The sequence below is a fragment of the Candidatus Alcyoniella australis genome (genome assembly GCA_030765605.1).
Lineage (GTDB): Bacteria > Lernaellota > Lernaellaia > JAVCCG01 > Alcyoniellaceae > Alcyoniella > Alcyoniella australis.
Map to the genome: position 1 here is coordinate 1 of JAVCCG010000061.1, position 15376 is coordinate 15376.

Genomic DNA, 15376 nt, shown 5'->3' on the forward strand with positions numbered 1-15376 from the left:
ATCCGTCGGCGGCCAGCACGCGATGGCAAGGCACGAGCACCGGCAGCGGGTTGCGCCCCAGTGCGCCGCCCACCGCCCTGGCCGCTTGGGGCCTGCCCAGGTCGCGGGCGATGTCGCCGTAGGTAGTTGTTGCGCCGTAGGGGATCCGCCGCGTGCGTTGCAACACGGCCGCACTGAACTCTCCGAGGCGATTAAGGTCGACCCGATAGTGCGACAGCTCGGGATTGCTCCCGCAAAAATAGGCGACCAAGTCCTCCACGAGCGGATGCCCGTGCTGGTCAAGTTCTACTTTTGGCAGGGCCACCTCCAGCGCGATACGCGCCGCGCGCCTGGTGCGGCAGGGCAGGACGATCCGGATTATCAGTTCGCCGCGCCACGCTGCTGCGGCGAAGCCCAGGGCCGTGGGAAAAACAACGGCCCGGGCGGGTGCGCGATCAATCGGCGTCGTCGTCGTCGAAATCGGCGTCGCTGGCCGAATCCGCAGCGTCGCTATCGTCGTCATCGGAATCGTCGCTCTCGACTTCCGGCAGCGGCTCCTCGGTGAACCTGACTTCCCTGATGCGCGAGGCGAACAATCTCTCTTCGGGGCTCGGCGCTTCGACCTGGTCCGCGACGCACTTCGGGCAGACCTTGTCTGGTCGGCCCAGGTCGTAGAACTTGCAGCCACACTTGTAGCATTCGTGGCGCTCGCCGTACTCGGGATGGACCGGGTGAATCATGCTTTCCTCCAAGATTCCTCTCCTCATAGAGGAGCGGGAAACTACCAAAAAGCGGATCGGCTGTCTATAAGTTACTCAGCCGGTCAGTTCTTTTCCAGGTTGGCCAGATCAAAACGGTAGTAAAGCCCGGCCTGGGCAAACCAGTTGGCCGCACGATCTCCCTTATGAATCCGGCGGTTGTGCTTATCATAGATGTCGAACTCGTTAAAGACGATCGCCCCGGCCTCGATGCCGAAAAACAGGTCGGCAACAATCCGCACGTCGAGAATCGGTCCCAGGCGCAGCTCGCGGCGATGGATGCGCGAGCCATCGAACGGCTGATCCTCGCTGAGCCGAAACGAGTAGCCGCGCAAGCAGCCGCGAATGCCGGGCCAGAAACGGTCGTTGATCGCAAAGCGGAAGTGGAAGCGATCGGGGATCATCAGGCTGAGCTGGACGTCCTTTGTCGGACGCCAATCGAAGCCCAGGATCGGCACCGGGCTGGGCGCCTCGTACTGGTCGGTGTACCCGCCGCCGAACATCAGGCTCAGTTCCTTGCTGTAGCTAAACAGGGCCACGCCGTAGCCGCGGAAGTAGAAGTCCTCGATCGAGATGTCGCGAAAGTCGCTGGCGATCCCCGGGTCGAAGCGCACCAGCAGCTTCCAGCGCTGGTTCAGATCAAGCAGCGTGCCCACCGAGAACATGGTCATCTGCAGCTGGTCCGGAAGCTGATTTCGAGAGATACGCTGGGACTGGTTGTGCCAATCGTAGTCGCGCAGCTCGTAGACCGCGCCCAGTGTGATGAACTTGATCGGCAGGAACAGGAACGCGTCGAGCCCCTGGCTGTGGGCCTCGAGGTCGGTGTCGTAAAACGTGTCGCGGCCCAGCGTGAAGTAGTCGACGTAGACGATGTCCAGCGCCACGGCCGGCATTGCGATCGAAATTAAAAGCGCGGCCGCGATTGCCGCGAACAGCATCTTGTGGTGCACTGCGCCCCTCCCGAATGCTTTTCTACGATGCTGGGGGCGTATTCTACACGGGGCGGCTATCAGCGCCAACCACCGTCAATTTTCAGCGACAGCGGCGTTGATCCGCGGCGAAACAGCGGCCGCCAACTGCTGGGCGACCAGGATATTTCCCATGCGCGAAAGATGGCCGTTTTTCGGGAACAGGTAGGTCTGGTCCATCTCAAAACGGCTAAACTCATCAAAGGTATCGACTAGCTCCACGCCCTGCTCCGCGCACAGTCGCGCGAAATATTCGCGTACCCCGGGCATGTTGGTCTTGCCCGGCAGTAGCACCAGCAACGCAATCTGCTGCTCGCGGCACAGCGCCACCGTGGCCGCGAAGATCTCGGCGTAGCGCTGCTCGTGCTGCTCGCGCTGGGCCAGCTCAAAGTTGAAGTAGCGCGTCATGTGATCATCGCCGCGCTGTTGCTGCGCCTGGCGCGCCTGGCGTACGCGCAGCTCGCGCACCCGGACCCGCACCAGGTCGAGCAGCTCGCGCACGCCGCGATAGAGCGCGGAGCGCGCCAGCAACGCACGGTGCACGCAGCGCGGGCCCAGCGAGCGACCGTCGGGCAAGGGCTTGGCGCAGTACTGGCCGCCGCGGCAAAACCCCTGACGCATGAAGTCGTACATCCCGTATAGATCGTTGGCCAACACCTGGAGCACGACCAGGTCGGGCTTTGACGCGCTGCCGCGCTGGGCGATCAACGAGAACTCGTCGCAGATCGTGTAGCCGGACACCCCGGCGTTGAGCGCCTCGACGATAAGGCGGCCCTCGAGCTGTTTATTGAGCCGGGTCTCGAGCTGTCCGGGAAAGGTGTCGTCGTTGCCCACGTACGGTCCGTAGGTGAACGAGTCGCCCACGCACAGCACGCGGTACACGCCCGTGGGCTTGGGCAGCTCCACATCGGTTGCGCGCCGCAATCCCTGGGAGTTGGTCTGCTCGCGAAACGGGAAGTTGCGGTCCATCAGCGAGATCTCGTCCACGTTGAGCCGCAGGTCGCCCAGCAACGTCACATCGGCCGCGGATCGCTCGGGGCACGGCTCGTAGGGCGAGCTGTAGAGCAACGTGCGGCAGACGATCTCACCCGCGAACACAAACAGCAGCAGCGCGACCAGGGCAAAGGCCAAGCGCCTGGTCAGTGAGATCTTCAATGTTCGTTCGTTATCTTCGGGCGACACCCTCGCTCCGCAACGCTAGCCTGGATCATGAATGATCCAGGCTAAAACTTATGGCCGCAGTTGAAGCAGAACTTGGACCCCTTGTCCAACGGCGCGTTGCAGCTCGGGCAGTTCTCCGGCGGCGCGGTCTCGGCCGGGTCCTGCCCGCTCAAGGGCTTGCCGCAGTTGGGGCAGAACTTGGATCCGCCGGGCACCGGCTGCGAGCACGATGGGCAATTTTCAGTAAGCGGCTTGCCGCAACTGGGGCAGAACTTGGAGTTGGCCGGGGCCTGGCCCTTGCAGTGCGGGCAGATCACCAGCGGTGCGGCCTGACCCTGCGCGCCCTGCTGCATCGCGCCCATCACCATTCCGGGAATCATCATTCCCATTCCAGCTCCCACGCCCAGGCCCATGCCCGCGCCCGCGGTTCCGCCTTCGCCACCCGCGCCGCCGCCCGTACCCTCGGCAGCCTTCTCCATGGCCTTGGCGGCCTTGAACTGCATGAAGCGGCCCATGTCGCCCACCGCGCCCATGCCCGCTCGCTCGTCGATCATCTTTTGCACTTCGGCCGGCGGAGTGATCGCGTTGATGAAGAAGTCGAGCAGCTCCAGTCCGTACTTGCTGAAGTCGTCGCGCAGGCGCGATTTGGAGGCCACGCCCAGCTCGTCGTAGAGCGCGGCGAGGTTGAAGATCGTGTCCACGTTCTCGCCCAAAATATCGTTGAGGCGCGAGACGATCACGTCCTTAAGGTAGTTGTCCACATCCAGGCTCGAGTACGCGCCGCGGGTGCCCACCAGATCGTTGATCAGCAGCAGCGGATCAGCGACGCGCATGGTGTAGGCGCCGAAAGCGCGCAAGCGCACCATGCCCAACTCCGAGTCGCGGAACGGCACCGGCTCCTTGGTGCCCCACTTGAGGTTGGTGTAGACCTTCATGTTGATGAAGTAGATTTCGATGCGGAACGGCGACTTGTTGTCGAACGGCACGCCGATCAGCTTGGCCAGCAGCGGCACGTTGAGCGTGCTCAGGGTGTGGCGTCCCGCTCCCAAGATGTCGAGGGCCTTGCCGTCGCGGAAGAACACAGCGGCCTGATTCTCGCGCACCACCAACTGGCTGCCCACGCGGGTCTCGGCGCTGCCCGACTCGGGAATGCGGTGGACAATTTCCTCTCCGCTCTCGTCGAAGTACTCGATAACGTCAAGCATCTTCATCAGTCAACGTCTCCTTGGAAGAGTGTGCATCGCAGTAGAACCCTCATGAATCATCCAGGCTAGATCTGGTTGAACGAGTCTTTGCGCAAACCCGCGAACTGTTCGAGCCTGTCGATCGATCCGTCGAACTCATGGATCCGATTCTTGATCTCCGGGTCGGGCAGATCGGCCTTGGCCCAGGCGTCGGCCTCGAGCACGAGCTGCTCGACCAAGTCGAGGATCTTGCGGTCGTAATCGTAGAGCGCGGCAAGCTGGGGCTCCTTGATCTTCTGCGGATCAAAGTAGCCCGAATAGCCGTAGGCCGCGAAACGGTGCGTGTCGCGTACGCGATCGAGCTTGCGCGTCAGCTTGTCCAGCAGGTCGAGCATGCTCAGCTTGCCCGACTCGACACGCTCGGATTTGATGCGCTCCAGCGCGTTCTTGACCGCGTTGATGCGGCCCACAGTGTGCTCGCGCAGCAGCTTGTCCGCGTCGCGGAACTTCTCCTTGGCGCGATATCCGCGCAGCACGGGGATCGAGTCGGCCAACTCCTCGAATTTCTCGGCCCAACCCGTGGCCTGCACCGGACCGCTCGCATCGCTCATCGCCGCCTCCAGACTAGCCCGCATTATTCATGAGGCTTCTACTGCGGCGCACAATCTGCTCTCAACAACAGCGTCATCCTCGCCGATCCGTGCTCGACGTACTGCAGGGAGTACGCCTGCGCAGTATCGGCTCGTCTTCCTTGTTCTTGCGGCATCTTGCACGCCTCGCTACGAACCCTCATGAATAATGCGGGCTGATTGTGTATATTCGCCAAGCTACCTGCCCCGCCCCACGTTGGTCAAGGTTCGCGGCGCATAGCCCCTTATCGACAATATGTCCGTGGAGATTAGTTTATTCAACCAATGACAATAATTCTTCACGTGCTTGCGATTGATCGATACGCCACAGCTCGATTGCCAGGCCCGCGTCCTGAAAAACCAGCCGCTGTTCAAAGCGCAGATCGCCCACTGGCAGTCGCTGCTGATACGCGCGAAAGGCCGCGTGGTCCGTGGTGTCAAAGGCCGAGCCGGGCCGCACCTCAATACGGATCACGCTCTTGGCCTCAATGCGGGACGCTGCCGCGGCCAGGGTCGTGTCGCCCTGGAAAAACGCGTCGTCAACAACAATCAATCCTGGATCCAGATCTTGACGCAGGGCGTAAATCCGCAACAGGTCGGGCGACAGCTCGCTGAACGTGCCCGCCGCCAGCACGGGCTGTGGCCCGTCGATCCAGCCCACGGCCTGCTGAGCCGCCACGCGCACGACCTGCCGCGGGCTGTCAAGCTGATGCTCGGCCATCGCCTGGATATAGGTTGTGAAATGCCGCATTGGCGCAACAATCGAGAGCACCAGCAGCAGGGCTATCGTGCATTGCACAACGCGCGCCCTGGAAAGCGAGAACAGCGCAGCCCAGCCCATTGCGGCCAGGGCCGGAACCAGCATCAGGAACGGAAAGGCGAAACGCGGATGATGATAAGGGTGCAGCGTACAGGCGATCAGCCCCACTGCCGCAAAGATTGTTAATTGTCGCGCGCGTCTGTTCCACACGGCCCACACCGCGCCCACCAGCGCCAGCAGGCCGGGCACTATCGAGAACGTATAGAACGAACGCCAGGCGCGGGCGTAGAACAGCAGTCCGCTGCCATCGGCCTCCGACGTGCGGTTGCGCAGAAACTGCGCCGCGCTGATCAGCTTTTCCGGGAACGGATAGGCGAACCAGACGATCGATGCCAGTACGCTTGGCAGCGCCAAAATCAACAGTCCGCGCAATCGACGCTGTCGCAATCGGCCGTCGCACAGCACGCACAACGCTGCGCTGCAAAGGGCGATCAGACCGTAGTTGTACTTGAGCATCAACAGCGCGGCACAGGCCAGGCCCGCGGCCCACAGGTGCGGCTCGCTTTGCCGATCATCAGCATCACCGCTGAGCAACAGCACGATCAGGCATGTCAGCGCCCACGACGGAACCTCGAGCATGGCCCGCAGGCTGTAATCCACGAAGTACGGGCTGCAACAGGCGATCACCACGGCCCAGGCCCCCAGGGCCGCGCTGTTCTTGATACCGCTACGCAGCACGATCATGTAGCTCAGCGCCAGTCCCAGAAGCGCCATGGCGAACGCGCAGAGCCGCGCGCCGCAAATCGGATCGGAGCTAAAAGCGCCGGGCAGCAACAGCAGCGTGGAGAGCGGCGGCCAGGTTTGATAATTCCAGACCACGTCCAGGGCGTGGCCGCATGCGCCGCGTTCGAGCGCATCGCCGATTTCCAACGCCCGATAGATCAGCGTGGCCTCGTCCCAGTCCGGCGCAGGCAACAGATCGAGCAGGGTCAGCGGCGCCAGAGCCGTGGGGATCAGCAGTAAGATAAGGGCTGCAAATCGCAATTGTGCGATCCTATTGAGTGTGAATCAACGTCGAATACACCTGAATGCAGCATATATACGGGACGCGATCCTGACAAGCCGACTGAGGTTGCCGCTGCCGGGGTCGATGACAATCGATCAAGAGAATTGGTAGATTATGATGATCGATCATTCTTCGTTCGCCCCGGAGGTCCGATGTCCAAAGCGTTGCGCCTGTTAACGGTCCTGTTGTGCTTGCTGATCCCGCTGGCGTTGGTCGCCTGCGATCAGGGCGCCGATGACGACGACGACGACCAGACCGCGGATGACGACGACCTTGACGACGACGATTTGGACGACGACGCGGACGACGACGACGATACGCAGGACCCCGACTGGGATTTCATTGTCGACGAACAGGGGCGCGCGCTGATCTTGCACGGCTGCAACTTCGACGGCGGGGCCAAGTGGAACGCGGGCCTGCCGCCCCAAGGGGTCGAGCAGACGCAGAGCCTGTTTGGCGATTGGGGCTTCAACTTCGCGCGCTACTTAATTTTCCGGGCCGAGATCGACCCCGAGCCCGGCGTCTACAACGAGGACTATCTGGGCCAGGTCGAGACGCGGCTGGACTGGCTGGAGCAGGCCGGCATCCGCGTGGTGCTCGACATGCACCAGGACGTCTGGGGACCGGAGTTCCACAGCGGCGGCTCCGACGGCGCGCCGCCCTGGGCCACGATCACCGACGGAGTGCCGCACATCCCCTTTGCCCAGCTCCTCGGCGCCTGGGCCCTGGACTACCTCTCGCCCGCGGTGATGCGCGCCTTTGACAACTTCTGGGACTACGAGCTGCACCCCGAGCTGCAGGACCTCTACGCCGCAATGTGGGTCCACGTGGTGCAGCGCTTCAAGGATCACCCCAGCGTACTGGGCTACGACCTGATCAACGAGCCGTGGGAAGGGACCGGGATCTACAACCAGGGGCGCTTTGACCGCACCAAGTATTTCGAGTTCAACCAGCGGATGATCGACGCGATCCGCAGCGCGGACCAGGAGGGCTGGATCTTCTACGAGCCGCGCGCCTTTGGCCCCAACCAGGGACTGCCATCGCATTTGCCCGCACTGGACGATCCGCGTCCCGGCGCGCAACGCCTGGCCTACTTCCCGCACATGTACTCGATCCTGGTCGAGCTTGAAGGCGGCTACGACCCGCTGCGCGATCCGATCCTCGAGGACTGGCCGCGCAACCGCACGATCGAGAGCGAGCTGCAGCGTGCGCCGCTGCTGGCCGGCGAATGGTCGTTGCTCACCTGGCCCGACCTGGAAAACCGCCTGCTGTTCAACGATGCGGCCCTGCGGATGTTCGAAAGCGCGACCTCGGGCTGGGCCTATTGGGATTGCGGCTCGTTCGAGCGCTCGCCGCTTGAGCTGCAAGAGCTGATCGCCTCGCCCTTTCCTCGCGCCGTGGCCGGTTGGCCCCTGGAGTACGGCTACGACCAAAGCGCGCGCGAGCTGAGCTTGACCTTTGAGGCGCGCGACAATGTCGAGGGACCGACCGAGATCTATCTGCCGCTAAGCCGCTGCTGCCCTGACGGCTACGCAATCGAGGTCAGCGGCGTGGCGGAAGATGGCTGGCACAGCGAGTTTAACGACGATTCCCAACTGCTCAGCATCTGGATCGATGAGACTTTTACCGAGGCCACAATCAGTATTTTTGCCGCACAGCCGCAGTAGCCGCCAGCCCAGGGTTACAACAAGCCGGCTGGTGTTGCCCGCTGCCAGGGTGACAATCGATCGGCAAATCGGGCACACGGTTGAAGCTCGCTTGGGAAAATTGCCTTTTGATTGGCGCAGGCGTAGCCTCAGTTGTATACATATTTCATCAGAGGTGCACGCCGTGAGAAAACGCTTTTTCACGTTTACCGCCCTGGCCTTCTCAGTTATCTGTGTCATCGGCATCGTGGCGTTCTGCTCTTGCGGGACTGATGATGACGACGACGCGGACGACGATGACGACGATCTTGACGACGACGCGGACGACGATGACGACGACGGTTTCCCCTGCGTCTGGGACCAGGTACGAGCAGGACATTGGGTGCATGCGGTGAACTTGCCGTGGGACAACTATGGCACCGACTTCGGAGAAAGCGCCTGGGGCTATCGCGGATTGGCAAACCAGGGGCCTGCCGGATGGCGCTGCAAACACGACGACGACAGCCAAGGGTGTGCGAGTTTGGATTGGAACGACGGGAAGCTCGTGGTGAACTTGAGCTTGAATGCCTCAGATCAGCTCAGATCGAATGCAATAACTTACTATTGTTTTGAGGAATCGGCGGCTTTGCCCTCGGAGGGGACGATCGACCTTCGCGGAAAAACAGTTGCCGCCCAGGCAAGCTTTCCTGCCGGAAGCCAGGGGCCCTCATCCGCTCCCAACGAAGTAGTCCTCTTTCTCCAGGACATCAACTGGAATTGGGGACAGAGCGCGCCGCAGAACATCGTGCCGGGCGACATGACGTTGAGCGTCGTGCCCGACACCCTGCCGGATTTCGATGAGACGCAGGTCCGCTGCATCGGCATCAGCATGACTACCAACGACGAGGCGCCGGATGATTACACTTATGACGGCTCCTTCACCGTCGATTACGTGCAGTCGCCGCCCGAGATAAACTTCCCCTACGACACCGCCCATACGCGCACAGAAGATGAACTGCTGGACATCGCGGGCCTCGGGGCCACGGCGACCCGCGTATGGCTTTTCGCCGACGGCCGATCAGGACTGGCATTCGATCCGGCCAGCGGAGAGGTCAGCGGCCTTAATCAGTTTTTTAAAGATGATTTCGACGAACTGATACGTCTGGCTGATTCAAGCCGGCTATATCTGATCGTCGTGCTGTTTGACTTCCTGATGGGCGGCTCGTCCCCGGTGGAGGAGCCGGGAATCTTCGGCCACGCGGACCTGATCACCGACCCGGCCAAGCGCGATTCCCTGATCGGGAATGCGCTGATCCCGCTCTTTGAGGAGTACGGCGATCGGTGCGAAATATTGTCGTGGGAACTGATGAATGAGCCCGAATGGCTGTTGATCAACGATCCCGACCACGTGACGATCCTCGCGGGAAAGAGGCCGTCCGAGATCGCCACCGGCGGCGCGGCCACCTTCGACCAGATGACCGAGTTTTTCAACGCTGTTCTTGAGGCATACCAGACCGCCGTGCCCGGCGGGCAACAGCTTTTCACCGTGGGAAGCGCCAGCGAACAATGGGCCGATCAGTGGTACGAGGCGCTGAACATGGATCTCGGTCAATTCCATTTCTGGAACGGTCCCGCACAGATCGACGAAGGTCTGAGCTTCGATTTCACGCCGCCGATCGCCGGCGTGCCCAACATCATGGGCGAGTTCAGCTCAGAGGCCGATTGCTGCGAAATACTGGAATCCGCCCTTGAGCTGGATTACTCGGGAGCCTGGCCCTGGGCCTATCGATCCAAGGACGAATCGAGCTTCCGCATGCTGGGCGACGATTGCCGCGAGTGCATGCAGCAGTTTGCAGAGGAACATCCCGAAACGGTTCGCTTCGAATAGCAACTCGTCGCGGACCCTCTGCCGCTACCCCAGGGTCACGTCCAGCACCATCATCACGATGAAGCCGATCATCACGCCGAAGGTCGCCTCTTTCTCAAACCCTTTGCGGTGCGACTCGGGGATAATCTCGTCCGAGACCACGAAGAGCATGGCGCCCGCTGCGAACGCCAGTCCCCAGGGCAAAATCGGCTGAGCCACGCTGACCAGGCCCGCGCCGAACAGTCCACCCACCGGCTCCACCAGCCCGGTGAGCAGCGCGATCCCCAACGCCTGAGCCTTGGTATAGCGCTCGGTGAGCAGCGCCAGGGCCACCACCAAACCCTCGGGCATGTTCTGCAATCCAATGCCGATGGCCAGGCTGGTGCCGTTTTGCACATCGCCCCCGCCAAAGCCCACGCCCACGGCCAGTCCCTCGGGAAAGTTGTGCAGGGTGATGGCGATGATGAACAGCCAGACGCGGCGCAGGTTGCTGCGGTCCGCGCCCTCGGGCCCTTTGATGAAATGTTCGTGGGGTAAAAAGCGGTCGGCCAACCAGAGAAACACCGCGCCCAGGCCCATGCCGCAGGCCACGATCATCGCGCCGGACACGCCCGCGCCGCCGGCCTCGATGGCAGGGATGATCAGCGAGAATGAGGTAGCCGCGAGCATTACGCCCGCGCCGAATCCGAGCATCACGTCCTGGGTTCGCTGGGAAATCCCGCGGGTGAACAGCACGGGCAACGCACCCACGCCCGTGGCCAGACCCGCCAGCAGGCTCGCCATTGCGCCCAAAACCACGATCGGCATGTCGGATAGGCCCGCGATCATCTCCTGCATAATTTCCCCTCTGCAAACCTGTCTATCGTATTAGGCCAATCGATGAAAGACGCGTCCCCGGTTCGACTGAAGAATCCCTATTAATGATCCGCTTCAGCCGCCGAGGATTTGCGGGTTGAACGCCAGCACCACGCTGTTGCACAGCCCGTGGTAGAGGCCCGCGCCGAATACGCTGCCCGTGCGCTTGCGCATCCAGGCGAAGGCCAGTCCGGGCACAAAGGTGGCGACCGTGGCCGGGTTGAACGTGATCGCCAAATGCGCCAGGGCGAACAGCGCGGCGCTGAGCCAGACGTCCGGCCCGATCCGAACCCCGAGCAGCGTCGGCCCGCGATGGCCCCAACGCCGGGTCAGCGGGCTCTGAATCCAGCCGCGAAAAAAAATCTCCTCGGGCACGCCGATCACCAGGATCATCAGCGTCACACCTCGCACGTAACTCCAATCGAGACGCGCGGTCACGTGGTGATCCATGATCAACCCGAACCAGACCACGTAGAGCACAACGAACAGCGGCAGCGTGGCCAGGGCGAACAGCAGCGAGACTTTCAGATCGTCGCGCCAACGATCGAGGCGCAGGCCGAAATCCTCCGGCCGTTGGCGGCAGAGGCGTATCAGCAGCAGCGGCAGATAGATCAGCAGCACGACCTTGCCCACCGCCGCCAAATCCGCGGTGATGCCCGGCAGGCGACGTGCCGCGTTGAGCGCTAAGAAGGCCACAATCAGCGCCGCCAGGCTGGCCAGTAGTTGCCGAATGGACGGCCGTAACGCGGCCTGTTGTTCGATGGAATGCTGTCGGGACATTGGATCGAGTCTAGCTGCTCAAATCGCGGCCAACAAGCGCTGCGTTTGCCGATGCTTGACTATCCCCCGAGCGTCTGACAGCCTCGATCGCGTTGTGAAATCGCTTAAGCCGATCCTAGTCCTGGCCTTGATTGCGACGCTTGTCAGCGTTGCGGCGGCGGCCGATCAGACCGCCGCGGAGCTGCAGCGCGAGGGCGTACGCGCGGCGCGGCAGGGCGATCCGCAGCTCGGCGCACAGCTGCTCGAGCGTTGCGTCGAACTCTACCCGGACTACCGCAACCTGGACTACGTGCTCTACAACCTGGGCGACGTCTACGAGAACGAACTGTTCGATTTCGTGCGCGCATGCGACATCTATAAAGAACTGATCGAGCGCTTCCCCTCCAGCCGTTGGGCGCTGCGCGGCCGCAACCGCCTTGAGCAACTCGAGGAGAACGACCTGTACAGCGATTCCGAGCCGCTGGCCCTGCTCAAATCGATCCGCCGCGACTACCGCGACCTGGGACGCGATCGCGTGGTCGAGCAGTACCTGACCCTGCTGCACGATTTCCCGCTGTTCAGCAAGCGCGACGAGGCGCTGTTCGGCTTGGCCCAGGAATACGAGCTGCGCGCATTGCCCGAGGACGACGAGCGCGAGTACCTCAAGGCCCTCGAGATGTACCGCCGGCTGGTGGAGGAGAAGCCGGGCAGCGATTTGGCGTTTGTCGCGCTCAAGCAATCGGGCGACATCCTGCTCGAGCTCAACCGCTTTGACGAGGCGCGGCAGGAGTATGCGCGGATGGCGTCCTATCGCGGCGAGGACGGCGCGAACGCGGCGCGGTTCCTCTCGCTGGAGGTCGACAAGTACATACGATTGCGCAACCTGTACTTGGTCTGCCTGGGATTAATCGCCGCCCTAAGCGCACTGCTGATCAAGCGCGTGCGTTGGTCGTCCCTTGGCCGCGACCGGGTGCTGCGCGCACTGATCGAGCCGGGCCTGCTGCTGCTGGCTTCCATCGGCGGGGCCTGGTACTTGCTCTATCACGACCGCCCCGTACGCTACCTGTTTTGCATGCTGTTGCTGATGCTCGGCTTCGCTGTCACACTATTTTGTAACGCGCTGTACATCGGCACACGCCGCCTGAGTGCTATGCAGATACTGTTTCAGGCAGTGGTGGTGATGTTACTTGTAACGGCAGTGATCTACGCGGTCTTTTATGGACTGGGACTGATGTCGATTACGATTCAGACTTTGCAGTCGCACTACTACATCATCAGCAGGGGAGGCTGAAAGTGAGCAGCGCCGATCCCTTCCAGATTCCGACTCCCGAGCCGGGCATGCGTGGTCGAATACTCAAAGTCAAGATCGGGGTCAATCCCAACTCGAGTTCCCTGGGAACCGATTTGCAGGTGATCCTCTTCGGCGCTACGGCCCTGGGCCTTCTGACCACCTTCCTCTCTACGGCAATCAGAATCTGGCGCAAGCCCAAAGTGCAGCCGGAAACGGGGAAGCAAGATGGAAAATGAGCGCAAGATCATCCCCTACCGCTTCGAGCACTTCGGCGGCATTTTGCACCTGGAGCATCCCAGCTCGCTGATCTGGGTCGACAAGGACTACATGCGTTCGCTGGGTTTCGAACACTCGCCGCTGTGGGACATCGACCGGCCCTATCTCTGCGCTCCGACCGAGGTTCACCTGAGCGTCACCGGCCGCTGCTCAGCCGGCTGCGTGGGCTGCTACATGGACGCGCGGCCCGACTTCGAGGGCGATCTGGACCTCGAGCAAATGCGCAAGGTGATCGACACCCTGGCCGACATGCGCGTGTTCCATCTGGCAATGGGCGGCGGCGAGAGTTTCGAGTGCGAACACTTCATCGAGCTGGCACGCCACGCGCGCCAACGCGGCATGGTGCCCAACGTCACCACCAACGGCATGCTGATCGACGAACACAACGCCGAACTCTCGCGGGTCTTCGGCCAGATCAACGTCAGCGTCGACGGCGTGGAGCAGGTCTTCACCAGCTGCCGCGGACACGATGGATTCGCCCGCGCCGACCGCGCCATCAACGCGCTGCGCCGCGCCGGCTGCAGGGTGGGCATCAACACCGTGGTCTCGCGCCGCAACTTCGACCACCTGGAACAACTGATCCGCTATGCCCACGACCAGCAGGTGCTCGAGGTCGAGCTGCTGCGCTTCAAGCCCGCGGGCCGCGGCTGCGACGTGTTCAACGACTTCGACCTCACGCCGCAACAGGCGCGGGATTTCTACCCGCTGATCACCTCCCTGGCCCGGCGCCACAACGTCTGGATCAAACTCGACTGCTCGTTCACGCCGCTGGTCTGCTATCACCAGCCCGATCCGGAACGGATGGACTTCTTTGCGGTCAACGGCTGCGAGGCGGGCAACATGCTGATGGGCGTGCGCTCCGACGGCCAGGTCTCGGCTTGCAGCTTCTCCCAAAGCGAGCCGCACGATGTGCTCAAGATGAGCAGCTGGTGGAAAGACGCCGCCTCGTTCAGCGACTTCCGCCTATGGGACAAGGCCGCGGTGCCCGAGCCCTGCGCGAGCTGCCGCTATCTGCGAATCTGCCGCGGCGGTTGCCACCCGGTGGCCCAATTCGTCTACGGCGATTTTTCCATGCCCGACCCGGGATGCCCCACGGTTCAAGAGTATATGGGCAGCCCGATCATCCACTAATTTGGGCAGCTTGGAGCTGCCACAAAACACGCGAGCAAACCAAGATCGTAGCTCAACGACCTTCTCCGCGACGGAAGATGCGGGAGGCTGGTAAAGATCAATATCTTTCTTCTTTACCTCACTATCCCCGCCCATGCCTTGACATTCGGCAATAAAGGGTTATTTTTTCCCCGGTAAGTTTGAGAGGGAACAATGCCGATATACGAATACGAATGCCAACAATGCGGAAAGCTCAGCGAGCACTGGCAGAAGACCACTGACGGCCCGCCGGAAAATTGCCCCCATTGCCAGGGTGGACCTTTGCGTAAAATAGTCAGTCTCTCGACCTTCCATCTCAAGGGAACCGGCTGGTACGTGACCGACTACGCCCGGAAAAACGGTGATGCCAAGAACGACGCGCCTTCGCCCAAGCCAAACGGCGAGCAGTCCTCGAGCGCGGCATCATCGTCCGATGAGAGCAAACCGGCCGAGTCCAAATCCGAGAGCAAGTCCGAGAGCAAGGCTGAGACCAAAGCCGAGTCCAAGCCCAACACGTCGACCACGGACGCTTAACGCTCCCAACACGCTTTACACAAACCCATCCATTCGCTAATTTGTTGCCGCCACCGGCATCCTTCTTATGCGTGGCGACCCAGGTAACTTATCAAGGAGTAATCCAATGGAAGTGCGCGAGGGTCTCAAGTACACCAAAGAGCACGAGTGGACCAATTACGAGGACGGCTCGGTCAGTGTCGGGATCACCGATTTCGCCCAGGATCAATTGGGCGACGTGGTGTTCGTCGAGCTGCCCAAGGTCGGCGACAAGTTCGCGGCCAATGAGGCCTTCGGCGTGGTCGAAAGCGTCAAGGCCGTGTCCGACGTCTACCCGCCGATCGCCGGAGAGATCGTTGAGGTCAACGAGGCGTTGGCCGATGCTCCGGAGACCGTCAACTCCGATCCCTACGGCGAAGGCTGGATGGTCAAGATCAAGCCCGACGACCCGGCCGAGCTCGACGCGCTGATGGACGCTGCGGCCTACGCCAGCTTCTGCGCCGAGGAACAGGGTTGATCCAAGTCATCTAAATTCG

At 61.9% G+C, this 15376-nt stretch carries 16 protein-coding genes; 7 read left to right on the forward strand and 9 right to left on the reverse strand.

Going from position 1 to position 15376, the window contains the following annotated elements; genetic code table 11:
* The 7 genes from P9M14_06675 to P9M14_06705 all read right to left on the reverse strand — a co-directional run.
* Positions 1-502, reverse strand: a 502-nt coding sequence (locus P9M14_06675; GenBank protein MDP8255414.1) for a methylated-DNA--[protein]-cysteine S-methyltransferase, incomplete at its 3' end; no start/stop codon positions are given.
* On the reverse strand, positions 435-719 hold the full coding sequence (locus tag P9M14_06680; GenBank protein ID MDP8255415.1) for an FYDLN acid domain-containing protein: 285 nt from the start codon (positions 717-719) through the stop codon (positions 435-437). The genes P9M14_06675 and P9M14_06680, both read right to left, overlap by 68 nt.
* 83 nt (positions 720-802) lie before the next feature.
* Positions 803-1687: a DUF6268 family outer membrane beta-barrel protein gene (locus P9M14_06685; GenBank protein MDP8255416.1), complete on the reverse strand. Its 885-nt coding sequence runs from the start codon at positions 1685-1687 to the stop codon at positions 803-805.
* Positions 1688-1762: 75 nt separating this feature from the next.
* Complete coding sequence (locus tag P9M14_06690; protein ID MDP8255417.1) at positions 1763-2860, reverse strand: SGNH/GDSL hydrolase family protein; 1098 nt, start codon at positions 2858-2860, stop codon at positions 1763-1765.
* Between the two features lie 68 nt (positions 2861-2928).
* A complete protein-coding gene (locus P9M14_06695) occupies positions 2929-4077 on the reverse strand; it encodes an SPFH domain-containing protein (GenBank protein ID MDP8255418.1) in 1149 nt (382 codons plus the stop codon).
* 59 nt (positions 4078-4136) lie between these two features.
* A complete protein-coding gene (locus P9M14_06700) occupies positions 4137-4661 on the reverse strand; it encodes a hypothetical protein (GenBank protein ID MDP8255419.1) in 525 nt (174 codons plus the stop codon).
* Between the two features lie 292 nt (positions 4662-4953).
* On the reverse strand, positions 4954-6483 hold the full coding sequence (locus tag P9M14_06705) for a hypothetical protein (GenBank protein ID MDP8255420.1): 1530 nt from the start codon (positions 6481-6483) through the stop codon (positions 4954-4956).
* Positions 6484-6657: 174 nt separating this feature from the next.
* On the opposite strand from P9M14_06705, the gene P9M14_06710 reads away from it, so the two are divergent.
* Both P9M14_06710 and P9M14_06715 read left to right on the forward strand, forming a co-directional pair.
* The gene (locus P9M14_06710; protein MDP8255421.1) at positions 6658-8172 is read left to right on the forward strand and encodes a cellulase family glycosylhydrolase; all 1515 of its coding nucleotides are present in this window, start codon (positions 6658-6660) and stop codon (positions 8170-8172) included.
* 49 nt (positions 8173-8221) lie between these two features.
* On the forward strand, positions 8222-10018 hold the full coding sequence (locus tag P9M14_06715) for a hypothetical protein (GenBank protein MDP8255422.1): 1797 nt from the start codon (positions 8222-8224) through the stop codon (positions 10016-10018).
* A gap of 24 nt (positions 10019-10042) precedes the next feature.
* On the opposite strand, the gene P9M14_06720 is transcribed toward P9M14_06715, so the two are convergent.
* On the reverse strand, positions 10043-10834 hold the full coding sequence (locus P9M14_06720; protein MDP8255423.1) for a ZIP family metal transporter: 792 nt from the start codon (positions 10832-10834) through the stop codon (positions 10043-10045).
* A 93-nt stretch (positions 10835-10927) separates the two neighbouring features.
* Positions 10928-11632, reverse strand: coding sequence for a CPBP family glutamic-type intramembrane protease (locus P9M14_06725; protein MDP8255424.1), 705 nt, complete (start codon positions 11630-11632; stop codon positions 10928-10930).
* Between the two features lie 94 nt (positions 11633-11726).
* Here P9M14_06725 and P9M14_06730 point away from each other — a divergent pair, with 94 nt between their 5' ends.
* The 5 genes from P9M14_06730 to gcvH all read left to right on the forward strand — a co-directional run bounded on the left by P9M14_06730 (position 11727) and on the right by gcvH (position 15357).
* The gene (locus P9M14_06730) at positions 11727-12902 is read left to right on the forward strand and encodes a tetratricopeptide repeat protein (protein MDP8255425.1); all 1176 of its coding nucleotides are present in this window, start codon (positions 11727-11729) and stop codon (positions 12900-12902) included.
* Between the two features lie 2 nt (positions 12903-12904).
* A complete protein-coding gene (locus P9M14_06735; GenBank protein MDP8255426.1) occupies positions 12905-13138 on the forward strand; it encodes a hypothetical protein in 234 nt (77 codons plus the stop codon).
* Positions 13128-14309 carry a radical SAM protein gene (locus tag P9M14_06740; GenBank protein ID MDP8255427.1) on the forward strand — a complete coding sequence of 394 codons (1182 nt, stop codon included), beginning with the start codon at positions 13128-13130 and terminating at the stop codon, positions 14307-14309. Before P9M14_06735 ends, P9M14_06740 begins: the two co-directional genes overlap by 11 nt.
* Before the next feature lie 192 nt (positions 14310-14501).
* Positions 14502-14861, forward strand: coding sequence for a zinc ribbon domain-containing protein (locus P9M14_06745; GenBank protein ID MDP8255428.1), 360 nt, complete (start codon positions 14502-14504; stop codon positions 14859-14861).
* A 106-nt stretch (positions 14862-14967) separates the two neighbouring features.
* Positions 14968-15357, forward strand: a complete 390-nt coding sequence (gene gcvH, locus P9M14_06750) for a glycine cleavage system protein GcvH (protein ID MDP8255429.1) — start codon at positions 14968-14970, stop codon at positions 15355-15357.
* Positions 15358-15376 lie beyond the last annotated feature (19 nt).